Source organism: Pseudonocardia terrae (assembly GCF_021343995.1).
GTDB classification, from domain to species: Bacteria; Actinomycetota; Actinomycetes; order Mycobacteriales; family Pseudonocardiaceae; genus Pseudonocardia; species Pseudonocardia terrae.
In genome coordinates this window covers 1-21802 of record NZ_JAJTTE010000014.1, presented here as the reverse complement: position 1 = coordinate 21802, position 21802 = coordinate 1, and the positions used below count along the sequence as shown (strand labels likewise).

Here is a 21802-nt window from a genome sequence, read left to right as displayed (position 1 = left end):
GGAAGAAGTCAGCGCGCGCTTACAAGCGTGACGGAGACACCTGGTCCGGCCCGACGGGGACGTCCGGAGGCACCGGTGTCCCGGTCACCACGGCGGCGCCGAGCGCGGCCAGCGCGGGGGCCGACTCGATCCCCGACCCGCCCTGACCGGCGAAGAAGTGGAACCCGGGGAACTCCGGGCGGGCACCGACGACCGGGTCCCGGTCCGGGGCGAAGGTCCGGAGGCCGGCCCACGCGGTCCGCACCGACCGCAGCCCGAGGTGCAGCGCCTCCTCGACCCGCTCGAGGGCGAGGGCGACGTCGAGTTCGTCCGGGCGGACGTCGCCGGGCTCGGCGGCCGTCTCGTCGCCCGGCGAGAGCAGCAGCGTGTCGCCCTCCGGCTTGCAGTAGAAGCGCTCGGCCGCGTCGATCAGCATCGGCATGCCGGCCGGCAGCGTGCACGGGGAGATCGCGATCGTGCGCCGGTACGGGGTGAGGCCGGCCCGCGGGACACCGGCCAGCGCGGCGACGGCGTCGGCCCACGACCCGGCCGCGTCGACGACGTCGGGCACGGTCCAGGAGCCCTCCGCGGTCTCGACCCGCCACGCCTCGCCGCTGCGCGTGATCGCACTGACCCGGGCGCCCTGCACGACCCGGCCGCCGCGGCGGCGCAGCCCGCGGACGTAGGCGCCGTGCAGGCCGATCGCGTCCGCGTCGGCGGCCGCCTCGGTGATCGCGCCCGAGCGCACCTCCCGCAGACCGGGGCAGGCCGCGGCGGTCTCGGCGCCGGTGAGGGCGTGCGGCCCGTCGGGCTCGGTGGCCCACTCGGCCAGGAGCTGCTGCAGCTCGCGCTCGCCGTCCTCGTCGAACGCCGCCCAGACGACGGGCAACCGCCGCAGGAACGGCGGCGCCTCCAGCTCCTCGGCCAGCGCCGCGAACCGCGGCGCGCTCGCCCGGATGAGCGCGCGGAAGACAGCGGTGCCGTGGCCGGGGATGTAGGTCGCCGCCGAGCGGCCCGTCGAGTGCACCGCCAGCGACGGCTCGGCCTCCAGCAGCAACACCGAGCGGTGCGCGGCGACCTCGTAGGCCACCGAGGCACCGGCGATCCCGCCGCCGATCACGATCACGTCCGGGGAGCCGTCCACACCGGTCACCGTAATTCGGTCGCGCCCCTGCGGGAGGTGTCCCTAGGGTTTCGGCCATGGACCTCATCACCCTGTGAGACGGCGCGGCAGTCCTCCGCCCTGAGGCACGCCGCCCGTTCCCGGCGCCGAGTCGTGCGCCGGCCGGTTCCTGTCCGTCCGGGCCGCCCCGTCGTGGCCGGACGTCCTCCCTGCTCGGATCGCGCGCGTGTTGCGGCCCGCGATCCGCGGATCCCCCTGACGCCGCCGCGTTGTGCGGCGCGGGGTCCACGAGGAGGACCCGCACACCGCTCCTCGGGGCGGCCCCATATCTCCTCCAGGAGGTCCTCGTGCGAATTCGTGACACCAGCCCGACCCAGCCCACCGCCGCCACCACCGACGGCGCCGACGACCGCGCCACCATCGGCGCCACAACGGGCGCCACCAACCGCGCCGCCCGACGCGCCGCGGCCCGTGGGAAGGCCCCGCAGGCCGGCGGTGCGGAGGCGCCGCGCGCGCTCGGCCGGATCGGCCGGGCGAGCACCACCCCGGTGCACTTCCGCACCGACTTCGCCGCACGTCGCAGCGGCTGAAGCGCGGCGGGGCCGGCCACTCCTGGCGCCGGCCCCGCCGCACCCTCGCGCAGGTGCCGAGACCACACCGTCGAAGCCCACACCCCGACTCACCGAAGCCCAGGCCCCGACTCGCGGGTTCCTGCTCCCGCGAGTCGCGCTCTCCGCTCCCGCGAGTCGCGCTCTCCGCTCCCGCGAGTCGCGCTGTCACCTTCACCGTGTCGCGTGCGCCGCGGGATGCGCGCGGTGCGGTGGCGCGATCCGTGCACCGCAACCGACTAGGCTCGTCTCGTGGCGGACGTGTGGTGGGCCCGGCCCGTCGACCCGTCGTCGGCACCGCGGCTTGTCGCGCTGCTCGACGCCCACGAGCGCACCCGGCTGGCGGCCTTCCGCCGACCCGCCGACCAGGCCCGCTACCTCGCCGCGCACGCCCTCACCCGACTGCTGCTGGGCGCCCACCTCGACGCCGACCCGGCCGCGATCACGCTCGACCGAACCTGCCGCTGCGGCGAGCCCCACGGCAAGCCGCGCCTGGCCACGGGCACCGCGCCCGCCTTCTCGCTGACGCATTCCGGCGGCTTCGTGGGCGTCGCGTTGAGCGACGACGGCCCCGTCGGACTCGACGTCGAGGAGCTCCGCACCCTCTCCGACCTCGACCGCCTCGCCGAGCACGCCCTCTCCCCCGCCGAGCGCACCCGTCCGCCGACGGACACCCGGGCCTTCCTCACCATCTGGACGCGCAAGGAAGCCCTGCTCAAGGCCACCGGCGAGGGCCTCGCGAGCCCCATGGACGCCATCACCCTCGGCCCGACGGGCGTCGTCGAGGCCTGGGCGGACGGGCCGGGCGAGGCGTGGGTCGTCGACCTCGAGGCCGGACCCGACCATCCGGCCGCGCTGGCCGGGCTCGGCGCCGCGGCCCCGGAGGTCCGGGTCCACGACGGCGACGCACTGCTCCGCTGACCGTCGCCGGCTGAACCACACCCGCCGAGCCACGTCGGCCGGCCTACTCCACCGGCCGCCAGGGCCGCGGCGGGAGCGTCGGCAGCCCGGACGGCGAGCACTGCCCGCCGCGTTCTCCCGCCAGCCGGAACACGAGCCAGCCGACCAGGGCCGCCAGCACCGACCCGGTCAGGATGCCGATCTTGGCCTCGCTGACGAGGAGCTCGTCGTCGAGCGCGAGCTCGGTCACGAACAGGGCGACCGTGAACCCGATCCCGGACAGCCCGGCCCCACCGAAGAGCTGCCCCCAGCGCAGCGTGTCCGGCACCCGGCCGATGCCGGTGCGCAGCGCCAACCACGTCCCGAGGCTGACGCCGATCGGCTTGCCCAGCACCAGCCCGACGATGATGCCCCAGGTCAGCGGCGAGCCGAACGCCGCGGAGAGGGTATGCCGGTCGAGCACCACCCCGGCGTTGGCCAGCACGAACAACGGCACGATCACGTAGCTCGACCAGGGCTGGATCTTCAGCTGCAGCCGCTCGTTCGGCGAGACCGCCTCGGTGACCGCGGCCTGCGCGGCGAGGGCGCGCTCGGGCGTCGGGTCGAGGATGAAGGTCTTCCCGACGAGCAGCGCGCGCTTCATGTCCTGACGCCGCGGCGCGTAGGCGTTGACCAGCAGACCCAGCGCCACCCCGACCACGCTCGGGTGCACCCCCGACGCCAGCACGGCGACCCACATGACGACGCCGATGACCGCGTAGAAGGGCGTGCGCCAGAACCGGGCGAACCGCAGCCCGAGGAGCGCGACGAAGAGCAGGATCGCGAGGAACAGGGCGAGGACGTCGACCCGCTCGGTGTAGAAGACGGCGATGGCGATGACGGCGCCGATGTCGTCGACGATGGCCAGCGCGAGCAGGAAGACCCGCAGCTGGTCGGGGCAGCGCGGGCCGACGAGGGCGAGCACGCCGAGCAGCACCGCCGTGTCGGTGGAGATCGTGATGCCCCAGGCGTTCTGGGCGAGCGTCCCGGCGTTGAACGCGAGGAAGACCAGCGCGGGGATCACCAGCCCGCCGATCGCCGCGGCCGCCGGCGCCGCCACGGCCCGGAAGCCGCGCAGCTCGCCGAGGGTCATCTCCCGCGCGATCTCCAGCCCGACGCTGAAGAAGAACAGGACCATCAGGCCGTCGTTGACCCAGTGCCGCAGGTCCAGGCTCAACGACCACTCGCCGAGCCCCATCGTCAGCGGGGTGTGCCAGAAGGTCTCGTAGCCGAGCGGCAGGTTCGCCCAGAGCAGCGCGACCACGGCCGCGCCGATGAGCATCACCGCCGAACCCGACTCCGTGCGGAGGAACTGCCGCGCGGCGCGGGAGAGGTCTCCGCGCTCGGATAGGGTCGTCACCGCCACCGGATCATCCTGCCCGGCGGTGGAACGCGGGCGCGAGGAGGTGGGCGAAATCGGACAGCTGGACCCGCCGCTCGGGCCGTACGACCACGTCGTCGGACGGGCCGACGCGCCCCTGGCGCTGGTGGAGTACGGCGACTTCGAGTGCCCCTACTGCCGTGCCGCCGCGCCGGTGATCGAGGAGGTGCGGGAGCGGCTCGGCGACGACCTGCGCTTCGGCTTCCGACACTTTCCCCTGCACGAGCTGCACCCGCACGCGCTGGCCGCGGCCACGGCCGCGGAGATGGCGGCGCTCGAGGGCCGGTTCTGGCCGATGCACGACAGCCTCTACACCCCGGGGCCGCCCCGCCTCACCCAGGCGGACCTGCGCGACCACGCCGTCCGGGCGGGCGTGGACCCCGACCGCGTGGTCTGGCCCGCGACGCGGGTGGTCGAGGACCGGGTGGAGGCCGACTTCAACTCCGGGGTGCGTAGCGGGGTGCGCGGCACCCCCACCTTGTTCGTCAACGGCGAGCCGTACCGCGGCGAGGTCAGCGTCAACCGGGTGATCACGGCCCTCACCACGGTCCCCTCGGACTCCTAGGCACCCACCTCCGGGACGGAGCAGGCCGTGATCGGCCGCGGTCGGTCCGGGACAACGATCATGACGGGCGGGCACCGCGCCGGGAACCGGCCCCCTACCCTGGCTGCATGACGGCGCCGCCCCACGGGATCCGCGCGGTCGGCGGGCCGCCGGCCTCGGCCGACCCGCTCGTCGGGCCGGCGCTGCTGGCGATCGACGCCGACCCGGCGCGCCCCTGGACGGTCGCGGAGCTCGCGGCCCAGGCGGGGGTCGCCCCGACCGCGTTCGCCCTCCGGTTCCGCGACGTGGTGGGCGCGGCTCCGCTGGCCTACCTCCGCCGGCGCCGGATGGCGTTGGCCGAGGAGTACCTCGCCGAGCCCTCGGCCACCGTCGCCGCGGTGGCCCGCCGTATCGGGTACGCGGACCCCTTCTCGTTCGTCGCCGTGTTCACCCGGGAGCGCGGGATCCCGCCGGGCGAGGTCCGCGGGCCGGTCTGAGCGACCCGCCCCGTCGACGCGGGCCTGGCAGACACGGGCGGACCCTGCTTGACGCGCACACTGAGCGACGCAGCCCTGGCCGACGCGGGCCCTACCGACGCGGGCCCTGACCGACGCGCCGCCGGAGCCTGTCGGACCCGACCGTCACAATGGCGGGGTGAGTCGGTGGGTCCTGCATCTCGACATGGATGCGTTCTTCGCGTCGGTCGAGCAGCTCACCCGGCCGACCCTGGCGGACCGCCCGGTCCTGGTCGGCGGCACGGGCGGGCGCGGCGTCGTGGCGGGGGCCAGCTACCAGGCGCGGGTGTTCGGCGCGCGGTCGGCGATGCCGATGGGCCAGGCGCGCCGTCGGTGCCCGCACGCGACCGTCCTGCCGACGCGGTTCCCGCTCTACAAGGTGATCTCCGAGGAGGTCATGGCCGTCCTGCGGGAGGCCGCGCCGGTGCTCGAACCCGTGTCCGTCGACGAGGCGTTCCTCGAGCCGCCCGCGCTCGCCGGTGCGACCGCCGCCGAGGTCGAGGAGTTCTGCGTCGCGCTGCGGGCCGAGGTGCGGGCGCGGACCGGGCTGCCCGCGTCGGTCGGGGCGGGGTCGGGCAAGCAGGTGGCGAAGATCGCCTCGGAGCTGGCGAAGCCGGACGGGCTGAAGGTCGTCGCGCCCGAGGTCGAGCGGGAGGTGCTCGACCCGCTGCCGGTGCGATCGCTGTGGGGCGTGGGCCCGGTGGCCGAGGCGGCGCTGCGCAAGGTCGGGATCGAGACGATCGGTGCCCTCGCCGCGATGGACGCCCGCGAGGTCGCCGGGGTCCTCGGCTCCGCGGTCGGCACCGAGCTCCACCGGCTCGCCCGCGGCATCGACGAGCGGCCGGTCGCGCCGCGCGGCGCCGCCAAGCAGATCTCCGCCGAGACCACGTTCGAGCACGACCTCACCGCGATGGACGACGTGCTGCGCGAGGTCGGGCGCATGACGGCGGCGGCCCACCGGCGGCTCGTCGTCGACGGCCGGGCGGCGCGCACCGTCACGGTGAAGGCCCGCAACGCGGACTTCCAGACGCACACGCGCTCCGAGACCACCGCCTTCGCCTCCACCGACCTCGCCACGCTCACGGCGGTCGCGCAGCGCCTGGCCCGCACCGCGGTGCCGGAGGGCGGGGTGCGGCTGGTCGGGGTGTCGCTGTCGGGGCTGTCCGAGAGCCCCCCGCCCGCGCTGTTCGAGGCGGTCCCGTCGGAGTCGGGTTGGACCACGGCCCCGCTCGCCGAGCCGTCGGCGGCCGTCGAACCGGACACGGTGCTCACCGTCGAGACCGCCGAGGAGGCCCACCCGGAGCCCGGCACCGAGTTCGGGCCGCGCCCGGGCGGCCGGCACGGGCCGCGCGACCCGGCCAGCCCCTGGCGGGCGGGCGACGACGTCGCCCACACCGAGCACGGGCACGGCTGGGTGCAGGGCGCGGGGCACGGCCGGGTCACGGTCCGTTTCGAGACGCGGGCGACCGGGCCCGGTCCGGCACGCACGTTCGACGCGGACGACCCGGCCCTCTCCTTCGCCGACCCGGTCGAGAGCTGGCGCCTGCCCTCACCGGCGCACTGACCGCGAGAGCGCGCTGGAGAATCGCGTCATGGTTCCATAACGCGTTCTCTCACGCGTCCTTGTCCGCCACTCCCGCGGCGTCGAAGGTGGCGACGTCGGCGAGCGCTCGCGCCGCCCCCTGCACCACCGGCAGGGAGAGCAGCGCGCCCGTGCCCTCCCCCAACCGCATCCCGAGGTCGAGCAGCGGCTCCAGGCCGAGGTGCGCCATCGCGATCCGGTGCCCCGGCTCCGCGGAGCAGTGCCCGGCCACGCAGGCGGCCACCGCGTCGGGAGCCAGGACCGAGGCGACGAGCGCGGCGGCACCCGCGTTGACGCCGTCGAGCAGCACCGGGACGCGCAGCGCGGCGGCGCCGAGGACGAACCCGGCGATGCCGGCGTGCTCGAGCCCGCCGAACGCGGCGAGCAGGCCGAGCCCGTCGGCCGGTTCCGGGGAGTGCAGGGCCAGCGCCTGCCGGACGACGTCCGTCTTGCGGACGAGCGTCTCGTCGTCGATCCCCGTGCCGCGCCCGGTGGCCTCGGCCGGGTCCGCCCCGGTGACGGCGCAGATCAGCGCGGCGGCGGCGGTCGTGTTGGCGATGCCCATGTCGCCCGTGACCAGACAGCGGTTGCCGGCTGCGACCAGGTCCCGGGCCACCTCGATGCCTGCCTCGACCGCCCGACGGGCCTGGTCCCGGGTCAGCGCCGGACCGGCCGTCATGTCCGCGGTGCCCGCCGCGACCCGGCGCGGGAGCAGCCCCGGCACGGGGTCGAGCGGGGCCGCGACGCCGACGTCGACCACCTGGACCTCGGCGCCGAGCTGGCGGGCGAACGCGTTGACCACTGCTCCGCCGGCCAGGAAGTTCCCGACCATCTGGGCCGTGACCTCCTGCGGCCACGGGGTCACGCCCTGGGCGTGGACGCCGTGGTCGCCGGCGAACACCGCGACGGCCGCGGGCTCGGGCACCGGCGGCGGGCACTGCCCCGCGATCCCGGCCAGCCGCACCGCGAGGTCCTCGACCCGGCCGAGCGAGCCGCGCGGCTTGGTCATCCGGTCGAGCCGGTCCCGGGCCTCCGCCTCGGCGGCGGCCTCGGCGGGCCGGATCGCGGCCACGGTCTCGTCGAGCAGGGTCATGGCCACCTCCCCGGGCAGCGCCCGGTCTCCGTACCGCTCCTGGTGCACCGCCCACCGCAGCGGGCGGCGGCGGGCCCAGCCCGCGCTCGCCAGCTCCGGTTCCGGTGCGAACTCCCGCACGTGCCCGACGCACAGGTACGCCACCACCTCGACGTGCGCGGGCAGCCCGAGCAGGTCGGCGAGGGCGCGCAGTCCGGCGTCGTCGAAGAAGCTGACCCAGCCGACGCCGAGGCCCTCGGCGCGGGCGGCCAGCCACAGGTTCTGCACCGCCGACGCGGTGGAGTGCGCGGCCATCTCGGGGCGGCCGTACCGGCCGAGGACGTGCCGGCCGCCACGGGTGGGGTCCGAGGTGACGACGACGTTGACCGGGGTGTCGAGCACCGCCTCCACCTTGAGCGCGCCGAACGCCGCCGCCCGGGCGCGCGGCAGGGACGCGGCGAACGCCGCCCGCTGCGCCGCGACGAGCGCGGCCACGCGCTCGCGGGTCGCCCGGTCCCGCACCACGACGAAGTCCCAGGGCTGGGAGAACCCCACGCTCGGCGCGGCGTGCGCGGCCTCGAGGACGCGGCGCAGCGCGGCGTCGTCGACGGGCTCGTCGGGCAGGAAGCCCGTCCGGACGTCCCGGCGGCCGTGCACGACCTCGTAGAAACCGTCCGCCCCGCTCGCCGTGTCGGCTCCGTTCACGCCGTTCGCACCGTTCACCAGGGCATCGGGCTCAGTCTCGGCGGGACGAGCGAGACGCCCTGCCGCGCGACCGCCTCGATCCCGGCCACCCGCAGCCCGTCGAGCAGCGCGCGGCATCCGGGGTTCGTCGCGGGGTCCCCGGACACGGCGAGCACCACGCGTCGAGCCCCGAGACCGATCGCGTCGGCGACGGCGGCGGCCGCCCCGGCCAGGTCCGGCAGGCGTTCGACGCGCCAGGCCTCGGCGTAGAACAGGACCGTCGACTCGACGTCGGGGGTGGTGAGGACGGCGTCGGCGGCGGCGAGCAGGTCGGCGCCCTCGACCGTCTCGGGGTCACCCCCGCCGGCACCGAGCACGGTCACGGTGGGGGTGTGCGCAGCGGTGGCGCGACCGTCGCCGGTCATCCAGGCCTCCTCGAGGGTCCGCGCCCTCATCGTCGGAACCACATCGACGGCGGCGAGTGTCCTGGCTCCCGGATCGCGGCGCGCCTCCCGGCCTTCCCGCCCCGGCGGGGCAGTGGCCATCGGGCGGGGACGCGCTCCCCGGTCACAGTGGCGGGACCGCACCGGACTCACACCGGTTTCCTCCACTGCCGTCGGCCACGACGACACCACGCCGCGGCCGCAGAAGCAAGCGGCCGGGCGTCACACCCCGTCGACCGGTGAGGCCCCATACCGCACGACCCCGTCGCGCTGGGTGATCACCCCCTGGTCGGAGGCCGGTCGACGGGTGGGGTACTGTTCTCGGTGTCGGGCGGACAGCCCGGCGGGGCCCCGGTCACCGGGTGCCGATGCGGACGTAGCGCAGCTGGTAGCGCATCACCTTGCCAAGGTGAGGGTCGCGGGTTCGAGTCCCGTCGTCCGCTCCACGATCTCTCTCAGCGGTGCTGAGCGAGCTCCTCCGCCCGCTCCCATCTCCCCGGCCCCACCGGGCACAGGTCCACGACCGTGCCGTTGGGCGGGACCTCTCTCGGCGTGTCCTCCACGCCCAGCCCGCACCCCGCCGCGACCAGGGCCCGCAGCGTCTCGCCGTGGGTGACCAGCACGATCGACGCGGCCCCGGGCAGGGCGGCGAGCACCCGCTGTGCGCGGGCGTGCAACTCGCGGCCCGTCTCCCCGCCCGGCGGCGCCCAGTCCGGGTCCGCGCCGGCCAGTGCCGCCGCGCACTCCGCGGCCGGGCGGCCCTCCCACTCGCCGTGGGACTGTTCACACAGGCCGGAGCACTCGAGCACCGGCAGGCCGAGGACCCGGCCGACCACCGCGGCCGTCTCCGCCGCACGACGCTGCGGGCTGGTGAGGACCAGCGCGTCCGCGGCGATCCGCAGCGCCTGCGCCGCGGCCCGTGCCTGCGCCCGGCCCCGCGCCGTCAGCCCGACGTGCGCGGTGCGGCCCTGCAGCAGCCCGGCGGCGTTCCACGTGCTCTCGCCGTGCCGGACCAGGTGCAGCACCGGCCCGGTGCTCACCCGTCCGCCGAGAGCCCCGCGACCGGCCCGATCACGATGATCGCCGGCGGGCTGATCTCCTGCTCCTTGATCTGCACCGCGACCGTGCCGAGGGTGGCGTGCAGGGTGCGCTGGATGCGGGTGGTGCCGTCCTGGATCACGCCGACCGGGGTGTCGGCGGGTCGGCCGTACTCGATCAGCGCGGCGGCGAACTGCGCGATCCGCTCGACGGCCATCATCAGCACGATCGTGCCGCGCATGCGGCCGAGCGCCTGCCAGTCGACGAGGCTGCGCGGGTCGTCCGGCGCGACGTGCCCCGACACGACGACGATCTCGTGCGCGACCCCGCGGTGGCTGACCGGGATCCCCGCGACAGCCGGCGCGGCGAAGGCGCTGGTGATGCCCGGGACGACGGTGACCGGGACCCCGGCGGCCGTGCAGGCCTGGACCTCCTCGAACCCGCGCCCGTAGACGAACGGGTCGCCGCCCTTGAGCCGCACCACGAACTTCCCGGCCTTCGCGTGCTCGACCAGCAGCTCGTTGATGCGCTGCTGGGCCATCGCGCGGCCGTAGGGGATCTTGGAGGCGTCGATGACCTCGACGTGCGGGCCCAACTCCTCGATCAGGTCCCGCGGGCCGAGGCGGTCGGCGACCACCACGTCCGCCCGGGAGAGCAGTCGGCGCCCGCGGACCGTGATCAGCTCGGGGTCCCCGGGTCCGCCGCCGACGAGCGCGACGCCCGGGAGCACGGGCTCGGCGGAGTCGGCCACCACGCCGGCCTGCAGGGCCTCGACCAGGGCGGTCCGGACGGCGGCCGAGCGGCGGTGCGCGCCCTCGGCGAGGACGCCGACGGTCAGGCCGTCGTACTCGCCCGTGGCGGGGGTGACGGCGGTGCCGAGGCGGCCGTCGTCGGCCCGGACGCAGAACACCCGGCGGCGCTCGGCCTCGGCGCCGACGGCCGCGTTGACCTCGGCGTCGTCGGTGCAGGCGATGGCGTACCAGGCGCCGTCGAGATCGCCGTCGGCGTACCGGCGGGCGGTCCAGGTGATCTCCCGCGCCGAGGCCATGCCCTCGACGGCCGGGGTCACCTCGGGTGAGACCACCTCGACGAGCGCCCCCGACGCGATCAGCCGGGAGACCCGGCGCTGCGCGACCTGGCCTCCCCCGACGACGACCACCTTGCGGCCGGCGAGCTCGAGGCCGACGAGGTACTGGTCGTGCTGGGTCACGTGCAGGTGTCCTTCCGCGGATGGCCCGGCGGGCTGGTCGTGGGCCGGCGGGCCCGGAGAGAGGGTGGCGGGACGCGCCCGGTGTGGTCCGGGGTTCCCTGACGCCGACCGCGGAAGCATAACGAGCCGGCGATGCGAGCTGAACGGTCCCGGGCGGGGGACGCCTATCCCGATGGGCAGTTCCCGCTGGTCAGGGGCGTGTGCTCGACGCGGGCGGCGGCGACCGTCACATCCCCCACGATCGTCTTGGGCAGCACGAGCCGCGGCTTCCGGCCCTGTTCGCCCGCCACGAGCAGCGCCGCGGCCTCCGCCACGGACGGCGTGCCGACCGCCTCGTCGACGCGCATGCTGCCGGGCACGGCGACGGCCGCGAGCGCCGCCGCCGGCCGCACCTCCAACCGGGCGGGCGCGATCGCGTCGAGGATGCCCCGCTCGGCCGCCTTGGCCTCGGCCGAGGCGTAGACCAGCTCGGACCCGGCCCCGATCGCGTCCCGGACGACCGCCAGCGCCGCCCGCACCGCCTCGGCCGAGACCCCGCGCCGCGCCCCGATCCCGACGACGTGCCGGACGCTCACAGCCCGGCCCGCGCTGCGGGGATCTGGGCGGCGAGGAAGCGCGCGACCGACCCGGGAGTGCCGGCCGGGTGGGTGTGCAGGAACGAGGCGTGCACCCCGCCCGCGACGAACCCCTCCGGCTGCCCGCCCCGCCACCCCCAGGCCGCGGCCGCGCCGGCCCGCGGGGTGACCGCGCAGTGGTGGAACTCGTGCCCGCCGACCCGCTCCCCCGCCGCGAAGCCGGTCGAGTCGCTCAGCGCCACGGCGTCGCGATATCCCAGCGTGAGCCGGCCGGTCATCGCGGCGGTGGCATCGAGGGCACCGACCAGCGGGACGCCGTCGAGCTCCCGGCACAGGTAGAGCAGGCCGCCGCACTCCGCCCGGATCGGCGCCCCCGCCGCCGCGAGCGCCCGGATCGCCGCGAGCAGGCCGGTGTTGGCGCCGAGGTCGCGGACGTGTTCCTCCGGGAACCCACCGGGCAGCACGAGCCCGCCGACGGCCGCGGGCAGGGTCTCGTCGCGCAACGGGTCGACGAGCACGACCTCCGACCCCGCCGCCGCCAGCAGTTCGACGTGCTCGGCGTAGCCGAAGGAGAAGGCCGCGCCGCCCAGCACCGCGGTCCGTGATCCCGGCGCGGCGCGGTATCCGCCCAGCTCCACCGCGGTGTCCCAGACCGCCCCCGCCGGCAGCGGCTCGGCGACCCGGACGACCGCGTCGAGGTCCACGTGCTCGGCGACCAGCTCCGCCATCGCGTCGACCGCGGCGGTCGCCGCGGCACCGTGCTCGACGGCCGTGACCAGCCCGAGGTGCCGCGAGGGCACGGCCAGCTCCGCCCGCCGCGGCAGGACCCCCAGCACCGGCAGCCCGATCTCGTCGCACGCCGCGCGGAGCACCTCCTCGTGCCGCGCCGAGCCGACCCGGTTGAGGATCACCCCGGCGATGCGCGCTCTGCCCGTGGGCGCTCCGCCTGCGCTCCGCGGCGTCGGGTCGAAGCTGCGGAAGCCGTGCAACAACGCCGCGACCGACCGCGACTGTCCCCGGCAGTCCACGACGAGCACCACGGGTGCGCCGACCATCGCCGCGACCTGGGCCGTGGAGCCGTAGCCGTCGGCCACCCGGCCGTCGAACAGCCCCATGACGCCCTCGATCACCGCGATCTCGCAGCTCGCGGCCCCGTGCCGGACCAGCGGCCCGATCCGGTGCTCGCCGACGAGGACCGGGTCGAGGTTCCGGCCGGGCCGCCCGGCGGCAAGGGTGTGGTAGCCGGGGTCGATGTAGTCCGGCCCGATCTTGAACGGCGCGACGGCGGTCCCGCGCCGGGCCAGCGCCGCCATCAGGCCGGTCGCGACCGTCGTCTTCCCGGACCCCGACGCCGGGGCCGCGACGACGAGCGCGCGCGTCACGAGGATCCCGCGAGTCGGGCTCTGGGCTTCGGTGAGTCGCGCTCTGAGAGTCGGGGGCTCACCACTCGATCCCCCGCTGTCCCTTCTGCCCGGCGTCCATCGGGTGCTTGATCTTGGTCGTCTGCATGACGAGGTCTGCCGCCTCGATCAGCTCGGGCGCCGCGTCCCGCCCGGTGACGATCACGTGCTGGCGACCCTCGCGTGCGGCGAGCACCTCGACGACCTCGCGCACGTCCACCCAGCCCCACTTCAGCGGGTAGGTGAACTCGTCGAGCACGTAGACCTCGTGCACCTGGTTCTCGATGCGGCGGCGGATCTCGCGCCAGCCCTCGAGCGCGGCGGCCGCGTGGTCCTCCTCGCTGCCGGCCTTGCGGCTCCAGCTCCAGCCCGAGCCCATCTTGTGCCACTCGACCGGCCCGCCCTCGCCGGTCTGCTCGTGCAGCCGGCCGAGGGCCCGGAAGGCCTCCTCTTCGCCGACCTTCCACTTCGCGGACTTCACGAACTGGAACACCCCGATCGACCAGCCCTGGTTCCAGCCACGCAGGGCCAGCCCGAAGGCCGCCGTCGACTTGCCCTTCATCTCGCCGGTGTGCACCACGAGCAGCGGGCGGTTGCGGCGCTGGCGGGTGGTGAGCCCGTCCTGCGGAACGCTGGTGACCTGGCCCTGGGGCATCGTCGTCCTCCCTGGTCAGTGCGCTGGTCGGTGCACTGGTTGCACTGGTTCGGCGCTCTGGTCGGTATCTGATGGGTCAGGCGCTCGCCGCGGCGGTCAGGTCCGCGACGGTCAGCTCGTCGACCGTGACCACGGGGGCGCCGGCGGCCGCGGCGACCTGCCCGGCGAGACCCAGCTTCACGAAGCCGGACTCGCAGTCGACCACCACGGTGTGCACGCCGTCGGCGGCGAGCAGTCCGGCGGCGCGGCGGGCGTCGGCGACGGGATCGCCGCCGGGCCGGGTGGCGACCGTCGCCCGCCCGTCCGTCAGCAGGACGACCAGCGGCCGGCGCCGTGGGTCCCGGACCCGCTCGGCGGCGAGGGTGCGGCGGGCGAGCAGCAAGCCGTCGGCCAGCGGGGTGCGGCCGCCGGTGCGCATCGCGGCCATGCGGACCTGGGCGGTCGGAACGCTGGTCGTCGGCGGGAGGACCAGCTCCGCCCCGGCCGAGCGGAAGGTCACCAGCCCGACCTTGTCCCGGCGCTGGTAGGCGTCGCGGAGCAGGGCCAGGACGGCGCCCGAGACGGTGGCCATGCGTTTGCGGGCGGCCATCGAGCCCGAGGCGTCGACGACGAACAGCACGAGGTTCCCCTCGCGTCCCTCGCGCAGCGCCGCCCGCAGGTCGGCGCGCTGCAGCAGCAGGCCCGGGCCGCGGCGCCCGCGCTCCCGCTGGAACGGGGCCGCGGCGGCGATCGTCGCGGGAAGGTGCAGGTCGGCGGCCCGGCGCGGGGTGGCGTCGGAGGGCCGGACGACGCGTCCGGTGTCGGTCCGGGCACGCGAGCGGCGCCCCGGTGCGCCGTCGCCGACGCCGGGCACGGTGAACCGGCGCGCCGCGACGCGGCTCAGCCGGGCGGGCGCGCCCGCGGGCATCGCGCTGCCGGCCCCCATGACCTCCGGGCGGTCCTGCGGGGCCTCGACCGGATCGGCGGAGTCTTCGGCGGCGTCGGAGCGCGGCGCGGGGTCGGTGGCTCCGGGTCCGGGCTGGTCGGGGCCGGGTTCGGCGGCGCCGCGGGGCGGGGCCGGGGCGGAGTCCGGGCGGTCCGCATCCCGACCGTCCGCGTCGGCACCGGCGTCCGGACCATCCGCGTCCGCACCGGCGTCCGGGCCCCCGTCCGCCCCGGGAGCGTCGTCCGGCCCGTCGGTCGGGTCGTCGGGTCCGTCGGGCTCCCCGCCGCCCGGGTCGTCGTCCGGGTCCTCCGGGCCGAGGTCCTCCTCGGCGTCGCGCAGGGCCTCCTCGAGGTCCTTCTCGTCGATCCCCGGCTCGTCGAAGGGGTCCCGACGGCGGCGGTGCGGCAGGGCGAGCCGGGCCGCGACCCGCACGTCGTCCTCCCCGACGGCGTCGCCGCCGCGCCAGGCGGCATGCGCCACCGCGGTCCGGGCGATGACCAGGTCGGCGCGCATGCCGTCGACGTCGAACCGGGCGCACACGAACGCGATCCGCCGCAGCTCCCGGTCGCTCAGCCGCACGGCGTCGACCCGGTCCCGGGCGGCGACGATCCGCGCCGCGACCTCGGCGTCGGCCGCGGCCCAGGTCCCGGCGAACCCGGCCGGGTCGGCCTCGAACGCCATCCGGCGCCGGACGACCTCGACCCGGGTGTCGACCTCGCGCGCGGCCTTGACCTCGACGGTCAGCCCGAACCGGTCGAGCAGCTGCGGCCGCAGCTCACCCTCCTCCGGGTTCATGGTCCCGACCAGCAGGAACCGCGCCGCGTGCGAGACCGAGACGCCGTCGCGCTCGACGTGCGCGCGACCCATCGCCGCCGCGTCGAGCAGCAGGTCGACCAGGTGGTCGTGCAGCAGGTTGACCTCGTCGACGTAGAGCACGCCGCGGTGCGCCTCGGCCAGCAGGCCGGGCTGGTAGGCGCGGGTGCCCGCGGACAGCGCCTTCTCCAGGTCGAGCGAGCCGACCAGCCGGTCCTCGGTGGTGCCCACCGGCAGCTCGACGAGCCGGGCAGGCCTGGTCGTCGAGCCCGCGGTGTGCGGCGCGTCGGGGCAGGACGGGTCGGGGGCGGCAGGGTCGCAGCCGAACCGGCAGCCCGCCACGACCTCGACCGGCGGCAGCAGGGCCGCCAGCGCCCGCACCGCGGTCGACTTGGCGGTGCCCTTCTCGCCGCGCACCAGCACGCCGCCGACGCCGGGGTGCACGGCGTTGAGGACCAGGGCCAGGCGCAGGTCGTCGTGCCCGACGACCGCGGAGAAGGGGAAGGCGGTACCGCTGCTCACCGGCGCGACTCTGCCAGACCGGTCGCCAGGACCGGGAGATCCGCCGGAGCACCGTGATTGATCACATGCTCAAGTGCGGGCGTGTCCAGGTACTGCTCGACGAGGTCCGCGAGCAGGTCGAGCTGGGCGGTCCGCTCGGCGGCGAAGGAGGTGTCGGGCGCCGGGCGGAATCCGGACCGACCTGACTGTTCGGCGAGCCGGGCCAGCAGCACGCGGCGGAAGGAGTCGTTCTCCAGCAGGCCGTGCCAGTGCGTGCCGAGCACCGTGCCCGCGTCGGATCCCTCGCCGTCGAGCAGCTCGGGGTCGCCGGAGCGCACGACCCGGCCGTGGTGGATCTCGTAGCCACGGACCGGCTCGCCGAGCGCCGTGCCGGTGGGGGTGCCGAGGTGCTTCTCGGCGTCGAACGCGATCTCCAGGTCCAGCAGCCCGAGCCCGGCGACGTCGGCGCCGCCCGGCACCTCCACGCCCGGATCCGTGATCCGGGTCCCCAGCATCTGGTAGCCGCCGCAGATCCCGAGAACCGGCTTGCCCTCGGCGGCATGTGCCGCGATCGCCTCGGCCAGACCCGAGGCCCGCAGCCAGGCCAGGTCCGAGACGGTCGCCTTGGACCCGGGCAGCACCACGACGTCGGCGTCGGGGATCCGCGAGGGCTCGGTCACGTACCGCACGGCGACGCCCGGCTCGCAGGCCAGGGCCTCGGCGTCGGTCGCGTTGGAGATCCGGGGCAGCCGGACCACCGCGACGCGCAGCCACTGCTCGCCCATCGGCGGCGCCGGGCGACCGAGCACCCCGTCGGCGACGGCGGACAGGGAGTCCTCGGCGTCGAGCCACAGCCGGTCCGACCAGGGCACGACGCCGAGGGTCGGCCGCCCCGTCAGGGCGCGCAGCTGCTCGAGCCCCGGCGCGAGCAGCGCGGGGTCGCCGCGGAACTTGTTGATCACGAAGCCGGCGATCCGCGCCTGGTCGGCCGGGTCGAGGACGGCGACGGTGCCGAACAGGTGCGCGAGCACGCCGCCCCGGTCGATGTCCCCCACCACGATCACCGGCAGGTCCGCGGCCTGCGCGAGGCCCATGTTCGCGAGGTCGGTGGTCCGCAGGTTGATCTCGGCGGGCGAGCCGGCGCCCTCGCAGACCACGACGTCGAACCGCGAGCGCAGGTCGGCCAGGGTCTCGGTGACGACCTCGAGCAGCGCGGCCGTCCGCGTCCGGTAGGACAGGGCGGAGACCTGCCCGTCGGCCCGGCCCCGGACCACCACCTGCGAGGTCCGGTCGCTGCCCGGCTTGAGCAGCACGGGGTTGAACGCGACGCTCGGCTCGAGGCCGCAGGCGTGCGCCTGCATCGCCTGGGCCCGGCCGATCTCCCCGCCGTCGACGGTGACGACGGAGTTGTTGCTCATGTTCTGCGCCTTGAACGGGGCGACGGACACCCCCCGCCGGCGCAACCAGCGGCAGACGCCCGCCACCAGGGCACTCTTGCCGGCGTCGGACGTCGTACCCGCCACCAGCAGGGCGCCGCTCGGATCCACGCCGAGCAGTCTGCGTCAGACGACGCGACGGCGGCCCGCCGGGTGTCGCCACGCGGGCCGGGCACCGAGGCGACGGCACCCGCCGACCGCCGGACGCCTACCGTAGGGGCATGCGCTTCCTGCTGCGTCCGGGCTGGATCGCCTTCGTGGTGGTGGTCGTCGGCTTCGCCGTGGCGTGCTACACGCTGCTGGCCCCCTGGCAGTTCGGTCGTGAGGCGCAGCGCGAGGCGCAGCAGCACGCGATCGACGTCGCCAACACCACCCCGCCGGTCCCGTTCGCCCAGCTGGTCCCGGGTTCCGAGGTCGCCGCGGATGACGAGTGGCGGCAGGTCACGCTCTCGGGCACCTACCTCCCGCAGGCCGAGGCGCTGGTCCGGCTGCGGGTCGTCGACGGGAAGCCCGCCTCCGAGGTGCTCACCCCCGTCCGGCTCGACGACGGCCGCACCGTCGCCGTCGACCGCGGCTCGATCACCACGGGCGACGCCCAGACCGTCCCCGACTTCCCCGCCGCCCCGTCCGGCCCGGTCACCCTGACCGGCCGGCTGCGCGTCGACGAGACCGACACCAGCGGTCGGGCGCCGCTGACGGAGGCCGGTCACCTGCAGATCTACGCCGCGGACTCCCGGCAGCTGGCGAAGGCGACCGGCACACCCGACATGGTCGAGGGGTACGTGCAGCTCGCCGCAGGCCAGCCGGGGGTCCTGACCCCGATCCCGGTCACTCCGGCCACCACCGCGGCGCCGTTCACCAACGGCTCCTACGCCCTGCAGTGGCTCACCTTCGGCGCGATCGCGATCATCGCGCTCGGCTACTTCATCCGGCTCGAGGTGCTGCAGCGGCGCGGGCGGCGGGAGCGGAAGGCGAGCCTGCGCGACGCGCTCGCCGGCCGCGACCTCGACCCCGCCGGCGACCCGGTCGAGCACCGCCCCGACCAGCCGGGCACCGACGGCCGCGACACGCCCGCCCCCCGCTGATCGGACGGGTACCGGCGAAGAAGGCGCTGAGGGTTCTTCGCGAGCCCGCCGCGACCCGTCAGCTCCTGGTGATCACGGCCACCGCGGTGGCGGCCGGAGCAGTGCCACCGCCGCTCCCACCCCCGCAGCCAGCAGGCCGACGGCGCGGGAGAGCCGGGCGGCGCGGACGAGGTCGGCCGGGACCGGGGCGGGGCCGTGCCCCAGGGAGGGGCGGTCCTCGGCGCCGTAGGAGTACTCCGTCCGCCCGCCCAGCCGCACGCCCAACGCCCCGGCGGCGGCGGCCTCCACCGGGCCCGCGTTGGGGCTGGGGTGCTCGCGGGCGTCGCGGCGCCAGGCCGCCACCGCCGCGCAGGGACGGCCTCCGACCAGCGGTGCGGCAACGGCCGTGAGCACCGCGGCCAGCCGGGCCGGTGCCAGGTTGACCAGGTCGTCGAGGCGCGCCGACGCCCAGCCGAAGCGGGTGTACCGCGGCGAGCGGTATCCCACCATCGCGTCCAGGGTGTTGATCGCGCGGTACCCCAGCAGCCCCGGCACGCCGGCCACCGCGCCCCAGAACAGGGGTGCCACCACGGCGTCGGAGGTGTTCTCCGCCAACGACTCCACGCCGGCCCGCGCCATCCCGGCCGCGTCGAGCAGGGCGGGGTCGCGGGCGCAGAGGTGCGGGATGCGGGCCCGTGCGGCCTCGAGGTCGCCCTGCTCCAAGGACCTCCCCAGCGCCGCCCCCTCCCGCACCAGCGAGGTGCCGCCGAGCACGGCCCACGTCGCCACCGCCGTCAGCAGGACACGGGACCCGCGCCCGGCGAGCCGCTCCCCCACGACCCCGGTCGCCACCGCACCCCCGACCAGCGCCGCGGTGTAGGCGACGCCGGCGCGCCGGGAGTCGGCGTACAGCCGCCGTTCCAGCCCCGCCGCCAGCCGGCCGAAGCCCGCCACCGGGTGCCCGCGCCGCGGGTCGGCGAGGACCAGGTCCGCCGCCACGCCCAGTGCCAGGCCGCACGCCCGATCGGAGCCGGGGAACCGGTGGAGGAGGCCGCGCCGCATGCCGGTCACCGTAGCCCGGGGGATGATCGGTGGATGCGCACGGACATCGACCCCGGCGAGCTGGGGCACGGCCGCTTCTACAAGGTCCTGACCAGCGTCGTCGTCCCCCGGCCCATCGCCTGGGTCTCGACCCGGTCGGCTGCGGGCGTCGACAACCTCGCCCCGCACTCGTTCTTCACCGTCTCGTGCGTGGACCCGCCCATGGTGCAGTTCACGTCGGTCGGGAAGAAGGACTCGCTGCGCAACGCCACCGAGACCGGCGAGTTCGTCGTCTGCCTCGCCAACGAGGCCATGTTCGAGCGGATCAACGCCACCGGCACGAACTTCCCCGCCCACCTCTCCGAGTTCGCCGAGGTCGGGCTCACCGCGGAGCCGAGCACCACCGTCGCCCCGCCGCGGGTCAGGGAGTCCCCGGTCGCACTGGAGTGCCGGCTCGAGCAGGCCCTCGAGCTCGGTGACTCGACCGTCGTGATCGGCCGGGTCCTGCACGCCGCCATCGACTCGGACGTCTTCGAGACCGACGCCCGCGGCCACAGCCTGCCCTCCATCGAGCGGCTGCGCCCGCTCGCCCGACTGGGCCGCAACGAGTGGTCGACGATCGGCAAGGTCCTCGACATCACCCGGATCCCGTTCGAGGACTGGCCGGGCCACTACCGCCGGGAGGACTGAGCGGAGCTCGCGGAGCGAAGACGGGCACTGAGCGGAGCGCGCGGAGCGAAGACGGGCACTGAGCGGCCGGCGGAGCGTCCGCTCATCTCCGAGCCGAACGTCCCTGGTCACGGCACCGCCGGCGGCCCTACCGTCCGCCCCGGGCGGGCGCGGGGAGGGAAGCCTCATGGGCCGGTGGGGTGTGCTGGCGGCCGCGGGTGTGCTGGCCGCGGTGGCGACGCTGGCCGGATGCGGCGTCGGCGTCGGGCAGACGGCCCGGGACGGGGCCGCGCTCGACGGCACCGTCACCGGGATCCGGATCGACAACCAGGCGGGCGGGGTCACCGTCGTCGGCGACGGCGGGGCTTCGCTCGAGCGGACGGTCACCTACCGGGGTGCGACGGCTCCCGGCCCGAGCCATCGGATGGAGGGCGGGGTCCTCGTCCTCGCCGGCTGCGGCGACAACTGCGGCGTCGACTACACGGTGCACGTGCCTGCCGGGCTGCCGGTCACCGGAAGGACCCGCGCCGGCAGCCTCACGCTGACGCAGGTGGGCGCGGTCGACGTGGCGACGGACGCCGGCGGGATCACCCTCGACACCGTGACCGGCCCAGCCCGGGCGTGGACCAGCAACGGCTCGATCACCGGCCGGACACTGCGGGACGGCGACGTGCTGGCCCGGACCGGGAACGGAGAAGTCCGGCTCGGGCTCGTCACCCCGGCCAACGTGCGGGTGGAGACCCAGAACGGCGACATCACCGTCACCGTGCCGCAGGCGCCGTACCGGGTGAGCGCGCACACCGACCTCGGCCAGATGTCCGTCCGCGTACCCGACGTGCCGGGCGCCGACCTCGCGCTGGACCTGCGGACCAGCGTCGGTGACGTCGTCGTCTCCCCGGCCTGACCCGGCCACCGTGCAGGTAGTGGGTGGCTGCGGCTGGGCGACACCCCTGCACCGCCGGGTTCGCGCGCGGGCTGGTCGGCCTCGTCTCGGCTGGGGGCCGATCGTGGGGCCGGCGGTCACGATCCCGGCCCTGCTGCTGTCCCGCGCCGGGCGTGTGCTGCTCCCCGTCCCCAACGTCGTCGGGATGAGCGACGCGCAGGCCCGCGAGGCGCTGACGGCGGCGGGCTTCACCAACGTGGTGCTCGGCCCGTCGACGGGCTCGATCGCCGGGGTCGCGGCCGGCACCGTCACGCCCCAGCTGCCGGGCGCGGCCGCGCAGGCCTCAGCCGGCGACCCGATCACGCTCGGCGAAGCCGACACAGCGCCGGCCCCCCAACCGCCCCGGCCGTCGTGTAGGAGCGCATGGTCGAGGCTGCGCACGTCGAGTGCTGCGCATGTCATCCGATTGGCTGCAGGAGCGGTGGTGGCCGACGGCGGGGGGTGCGGCTCAGGTCGATCCAGGAGGGCGGGATGAACTCCGGCAGGCCGTCGACCATCCGGACTTCCCAGTGCGAGTGGTGGATGAGTCGGTGGTGGATCGCGCAGAGCATGACGAGGTTGTGCAGCGTGGTGGGGCCGCCGTGTTGCCACTCGCGCACGTGGTGGATTTCGCACCAGGAGGGTGGGCGGTCGCAGCCGGGGAAGGCGCAGCCGCCGTCGCG

At 76.0% G+C, this 21802-nt stretch carries 22 protein-coding genes, 1 tRNA gene and 1 riboswitch; of the genes, 10 read left to right on the top strand and 13 right to left on the bottom strand.

Going from position 1 to position 21802, the window contains the following annotated elements; translation table 11 throughout:
• Positions 1 to 19: 19 nt before the first annotated feature.
• Positions 20 to 1123, bottom strand: coding sequence for an NAD(P)/FAD-dependent oxidoreductase (locus LWC33_RS11590; protein ID WP_233304302.1), 1104 nt, complete (start codon positions 1121 to 1123; stop codon positions 20 to 22).
• A gap of 326 nt (positions 1124 to 1449) precedes the next feature.
• On the opposite strand from LWC33_RS11590, the gene LWC33_RS11585 reads away from it, so the two are divergent.
• Together LWC33_RS11585 and LWC33_RS11580 are read left to right on the top strand one after the other, a co-directional pair.
• Entirely contained in the window at positions 1450 to 1692 is a 243-nt protein-coding gene (locus LWC33_RS11585) for a hypothetical protein (RefSeq protein WP_233304301.1), read from the top strand.
• Positions 1693 to 1962: 270 nt separating this feature from the next.
• Positions 1963 to 2631 carry a 4'-phosphopantetheinyl transferase family protein gene (locus LWC33_RS11580; protein WP_233304300.1) on the top strand — a complete coding sequence of 223 codons (669 nt, stop codon included), beginning with the start codon at positions 1963 to 1965 and terminating at the stop codon, positions 2629 to 2631.
• Between the two features lie 43 nt (positions 2632 to 2674).
• On the opposite strand, the gene nhaA is transcribed toward LWC33_RS11580, so the two are convergent.
• Positions 2675 to 4009, bottom strand: coding sequence for a Na+/H+ antiporter NhaA (gene nhaA / locus LWC33_RS11575; RefSeq protein WP_233304299.1), 1335 nt, complete (start codon positions 4007 to 4009; stop codon positions 2675 to 2677).
• Positions 4010 to 4034: 25 nt separating this feature from the next.
• Between nhaA and LWC33_RS11570 the strand changes: the two genes are divergently transcribed.
• From LWC33_RS11570 to LWC33_RS11560, 3 genes are all read left to right on the top strand, one after another.
• Positions 4035 to 4595 (top strand): DsbA family protein, encoded by a 561-nt coding sequence (locus tag LWC33_RS11570; protein ID WP_233304298.1) that lies wholly within the window; start codon positions 4035 to 4037, stop codon positions 4593 to 4595.
• 107 nt (positions 4596 to 4702) lie between these two features.
• Positions 4703 to 5071: a helix-turn-helix transcriptional regulator gene (locus LWC33_RS11565; RefSeq protein WP_233304297.1), complete on the top strand. Its 369-nt coding sequence runs from the start codon at positions 4703 to 4705 to the stop codon at positions 5069 to 5071.
• A gap of 157 nt (positions 5072 to 5228) precedes the next feature.
• On the top strand, positions 5229 to 6653 hold the full coding sequence (locus LWC33_RS11560) for a DNA polymerase IV (RefSeq protein WP_233304296.1): 1425 nt from the start codon (positions 5229 to 5231) through the stop codon (positions 6651 to 6653).
• Between the two features lie 49 nt (positions 6654 to 6702).
• Here the strand turns inward: LWC33_RS11560 and cobT are convergent, their stop codons facing one another.
• A complete protein-coding gene (gene cobT, locus LWC33_RS11555; protein ID WP_233304295.1) occupies positions 6703 to 8448 on the bottom strand; it encodes a nicotinate-nucleotide--dimethylbenzimidazole phosphoribosyltransferase in 1746 nt (581 codons plus the stop codon).
• A gap of 14 nt (positions 8449 to 8462) precedes the next feature.
• On the bottom strand, positions 8463 to 8882 hold the full coding sequence (locus tag LWC33_RS11550; RefSeq protein ID WP_233304294.1) for a hypothetical protein: 420 nt from the start codon (positions 8880 to 8882) through the stop codon (positions 8463 to 8465).
• Between the two features lie 4 nt (positions 8883 to 8886).
• A riboswitch (cobalamin riboswitch) is annotated at positions 8887 to 9080 on the bottom strand.
• Positions 9081 to 9240: 160 nt separating this feature from the next.
• Here LWC33_RS11550 and LWC33_RS11545 point away from each other — a divergent pair.
• Positions 9241 to 9316, top strand: a tRNA-Gly gene (locus tag LWC33_RS11545).
• 9 nt (positions 9317 to 9325) lie between these two features.
• Here LWC33_RS11545 and LWC33_RS11540 read toward each other — a convergent pair.
• The 7 genes from LWC33_RS11540 to LWC33_RS11510 form a co-directional block, all read right to left on the bottom strand.
• Positions 9326 to 9910, bottom strand: coding sequence for a histidine phosphatase family protein (locus LWC33_RS11540; protein ID WP_233304293.1), 585 nt, complete (start codon positions 9908 to 9910; stop codon positions 9326 to 9328).
• Positions 9907 to 11118, bottom strand: coding sequence for a uroporphyrinogen-III C-methyltransferase (gene cobA / locus LWC33_RS11535; RefSeq protein WP_372476592.1), 1212 nt, complete (start codon positions 11116 to 11118; stop codon positions 9907 to 9909). Before cobA ends, LWC33_RS11540 begins: the two co-directional genes overlap by 4 nt.
• A 164-nt stretch (positions 11119 to 11282) precedes the next feature.
• The gene (locus LWC33_RS11530; protein WP_233304292.1) at positions 11283 to 11693 is read right to left on the bottom strand and encodes a cobalamin biosynthesis protein; all 411 of its coding nucleotides are present in this window, start codon (positions 11691 to 11693) and stop codon (positions 11283 to 11285) included.
• On the bottom strand, positions 11690 to 13075 hold the full coding sequence (locus tag LWC33_RS11525) for a cobyrinic acid a,c-diamide synthase CobB (RefSeq protein ID WP_233304291.1): 1386 nt from the start codon (positions 13073 to 13075) through the stop codon (positions 11690 to 11692). The genes LWC33_RS11530 and LWC33_RS11525 overlap by 4 nt, the downstream gene beginning before the upstream one ends.
• Before the next feature lie 58 nt (positions 13076 to 13133).
• On the bottom strand, positions 13134 to 13748 hold the full coding sequence (gene cobO, locus LWC33_RS11520) for a cob(I)yrinic acid a,c-diamide adenosyltransferase (RefSeq protein ID WP_233304290.1): 615 nt from the start codon (positions 13746 to 13748) through the stop codon (positions 13134 to 13136).
• Between the two features lie 76 nt (positions 13749 to 13824).
• The gene (locus tag LWC33_RS11515; protein WP_233304289.1) at positions 13825 to 16008 is read right to left on the bottom strand and encodes a putative cobaltochelatase; all 2184 of its coding nucleotides are present in this window, start codon (positions 16006 to 16008) and stop codon (positions 13825 to 13827) included.
• Entirely contained in the window at positions 16005 to 17534 is a 1530-nt protein-coding gene (locus LWC33_RS11510) for a cobyric acid synthase (RefSeq protein ID WP_233304288.1), read from the bottom strand. Before LWC33_RS11510 ends, LWC33_RS11515 begins: the two co-directional genes overlap by 4 nt.
• Positions 17535 to 17644: 110 nt before the next feature.
• Between LWC33_RS11510 and LWC33_RS11505 the strand changes: the two genes are divergently transcribed.
• Complete coding sequence (locus tag LWC33_RS11505; protein ID WP_233304287.1) at positions 17645 to 18508, top strand: SURF1 family cytochrome oxidase biogenesis protein; 864 nt, start codon at positions 17645 to 17647, stop codon at positions 18506 to 18508.
• Between the two features lie 72 nt (positions 18509 to 18580).
• On the opposite strand, the gene LWC33_RS11500 is transcribed toward LWC33_RS11505, so the two are convergent.
• Entirely contained in the window at positions 18581 to 19549 is a 969-nt protein-coding gene (locus tag LWC33_RS11500; RefSeq protein ID WP_233304286.1) for a cobalamin biosynthesis protein, read from the bottom strand.
• A 33-nt stretch (positions 19550 to 19582) separates the two neighbouring features.
• Between LWC33_RS11500 and LWC33_RS11495 the strand changes: the two genes are divergently transcribed.
• The 3 genes from LWC33_RS11495 to LWC33_RS36500 all read left to right on the top strand — a co-directional run bounded on the left by LWC33_RS11495 (position 19583) and on the right by LWC33_RS36500 (position 21615).
• Complete coding sequence (locus LWC33_RS11495) at positions 19583 to 20218, top strand: flavin reductase family protein (protein WP_233304285.1); 636 nt, start codon at positions 19583 to 19585, stop codon at positions 20216 to 20218.
• A 166-nt stretch (positions 20219 to 20384) separates the two neighbouring features.
• Positions 20385 to 21101 carry a DUF4097 family beta strand repeat-containing protein gene (locus LWC33_RS11490; RefSeq protein WP_233304284.1) on the top strand — a complete coding sequence of 239 codons (717 nt, stop codon included), beginning with the start codon at positions 20385 to 20387 and terminating at the stop codon, positions 21099 to 21101.
• Positions 21076 to 21615, top strand: coding sequence for a PASTA domain-containing protein (locus tag LWC33_RS36500; RefSeq protein ID WP_372476591.1), 540 nt, complete (start codon positions 21076 to 21078; stop codon positions 21613 to 21615). The genes LWC33_RS11490 and LWC33_RS36500 overlap by 26 nt, the downstream gene beginning before the upstream one ends.
• On the opposite strand, the gene LWC33_RS11485 is transcribed toward LWC33_RS36500, so the two are convergent.
• Positions 21539 to 21802: HNH endonuclease signature motif containing protein (locus LWC33_RS11485; protein WP_233304283.1), on the bottom strand; the 264-nt coding region annotated here is incomplete at its 5' end. The genes LWC33_RS36500 and LWC33_RS11485 overlap by 77 nt on opposite strands.

What these genes read in the sequence shown, in the direction of transcription:
- LWC33_RS11565 (WP_233304297.1), top strand. Translation starts at nt 4,703, where the DNA reads ATGACGGCGCCGCCCCACGGGATCCGCGCGGTCGGCGGGCCGCCGGCC.
- LWC33_RS11550 (WP_233304294.1), bottom strand. Translation starts at nt 8,882, where the DNA reads ATGAGGGCGCGGACCCTCGAGGAGGCCTGGATGACCGGCGACGGTCGC.
- cobO (WP_233304290.1), bottom strand. Translation starts at nt 13,748, where the DNA reads ATGCCCCAGGGCCAGGTCACCAGCGTTCCGCAGGACGGGCTCACCACC.
- LWC33_RS11505 (WP_233304287.1), top strand. Translation starts at nt 17,645, where the DNA reads ATGCGCTTCCTGCTGCGTCCGGGCTGGATCGCCTTCGTGGTGGTGGTC.
- LWC33_RS11500 (WP_233304286.1), bottom strand. Translation starts at nt 19,549, where the DNA reads ATGCGGCGCGGCCTCCTCCACCGGTTCCCCGGCTCCGATCGGGCGTGC.
- LWC33_RS11495 (WP_233304285.1), top strand. Translation starts at nt 19,583, where the DNA reads ATGCGCACGGACATCGACCCCGGCGAGCTGGGGCACGGCCGCTTCTAC.
- LWC33_RS11490 (WP_233304284.1), top strand. Translation starts at nt 20,385, where the DNA reads ATGGGCCGGTGGGGTGTGCTGGCGGCCGCGGGTGTGCTGGCCGCGGTG.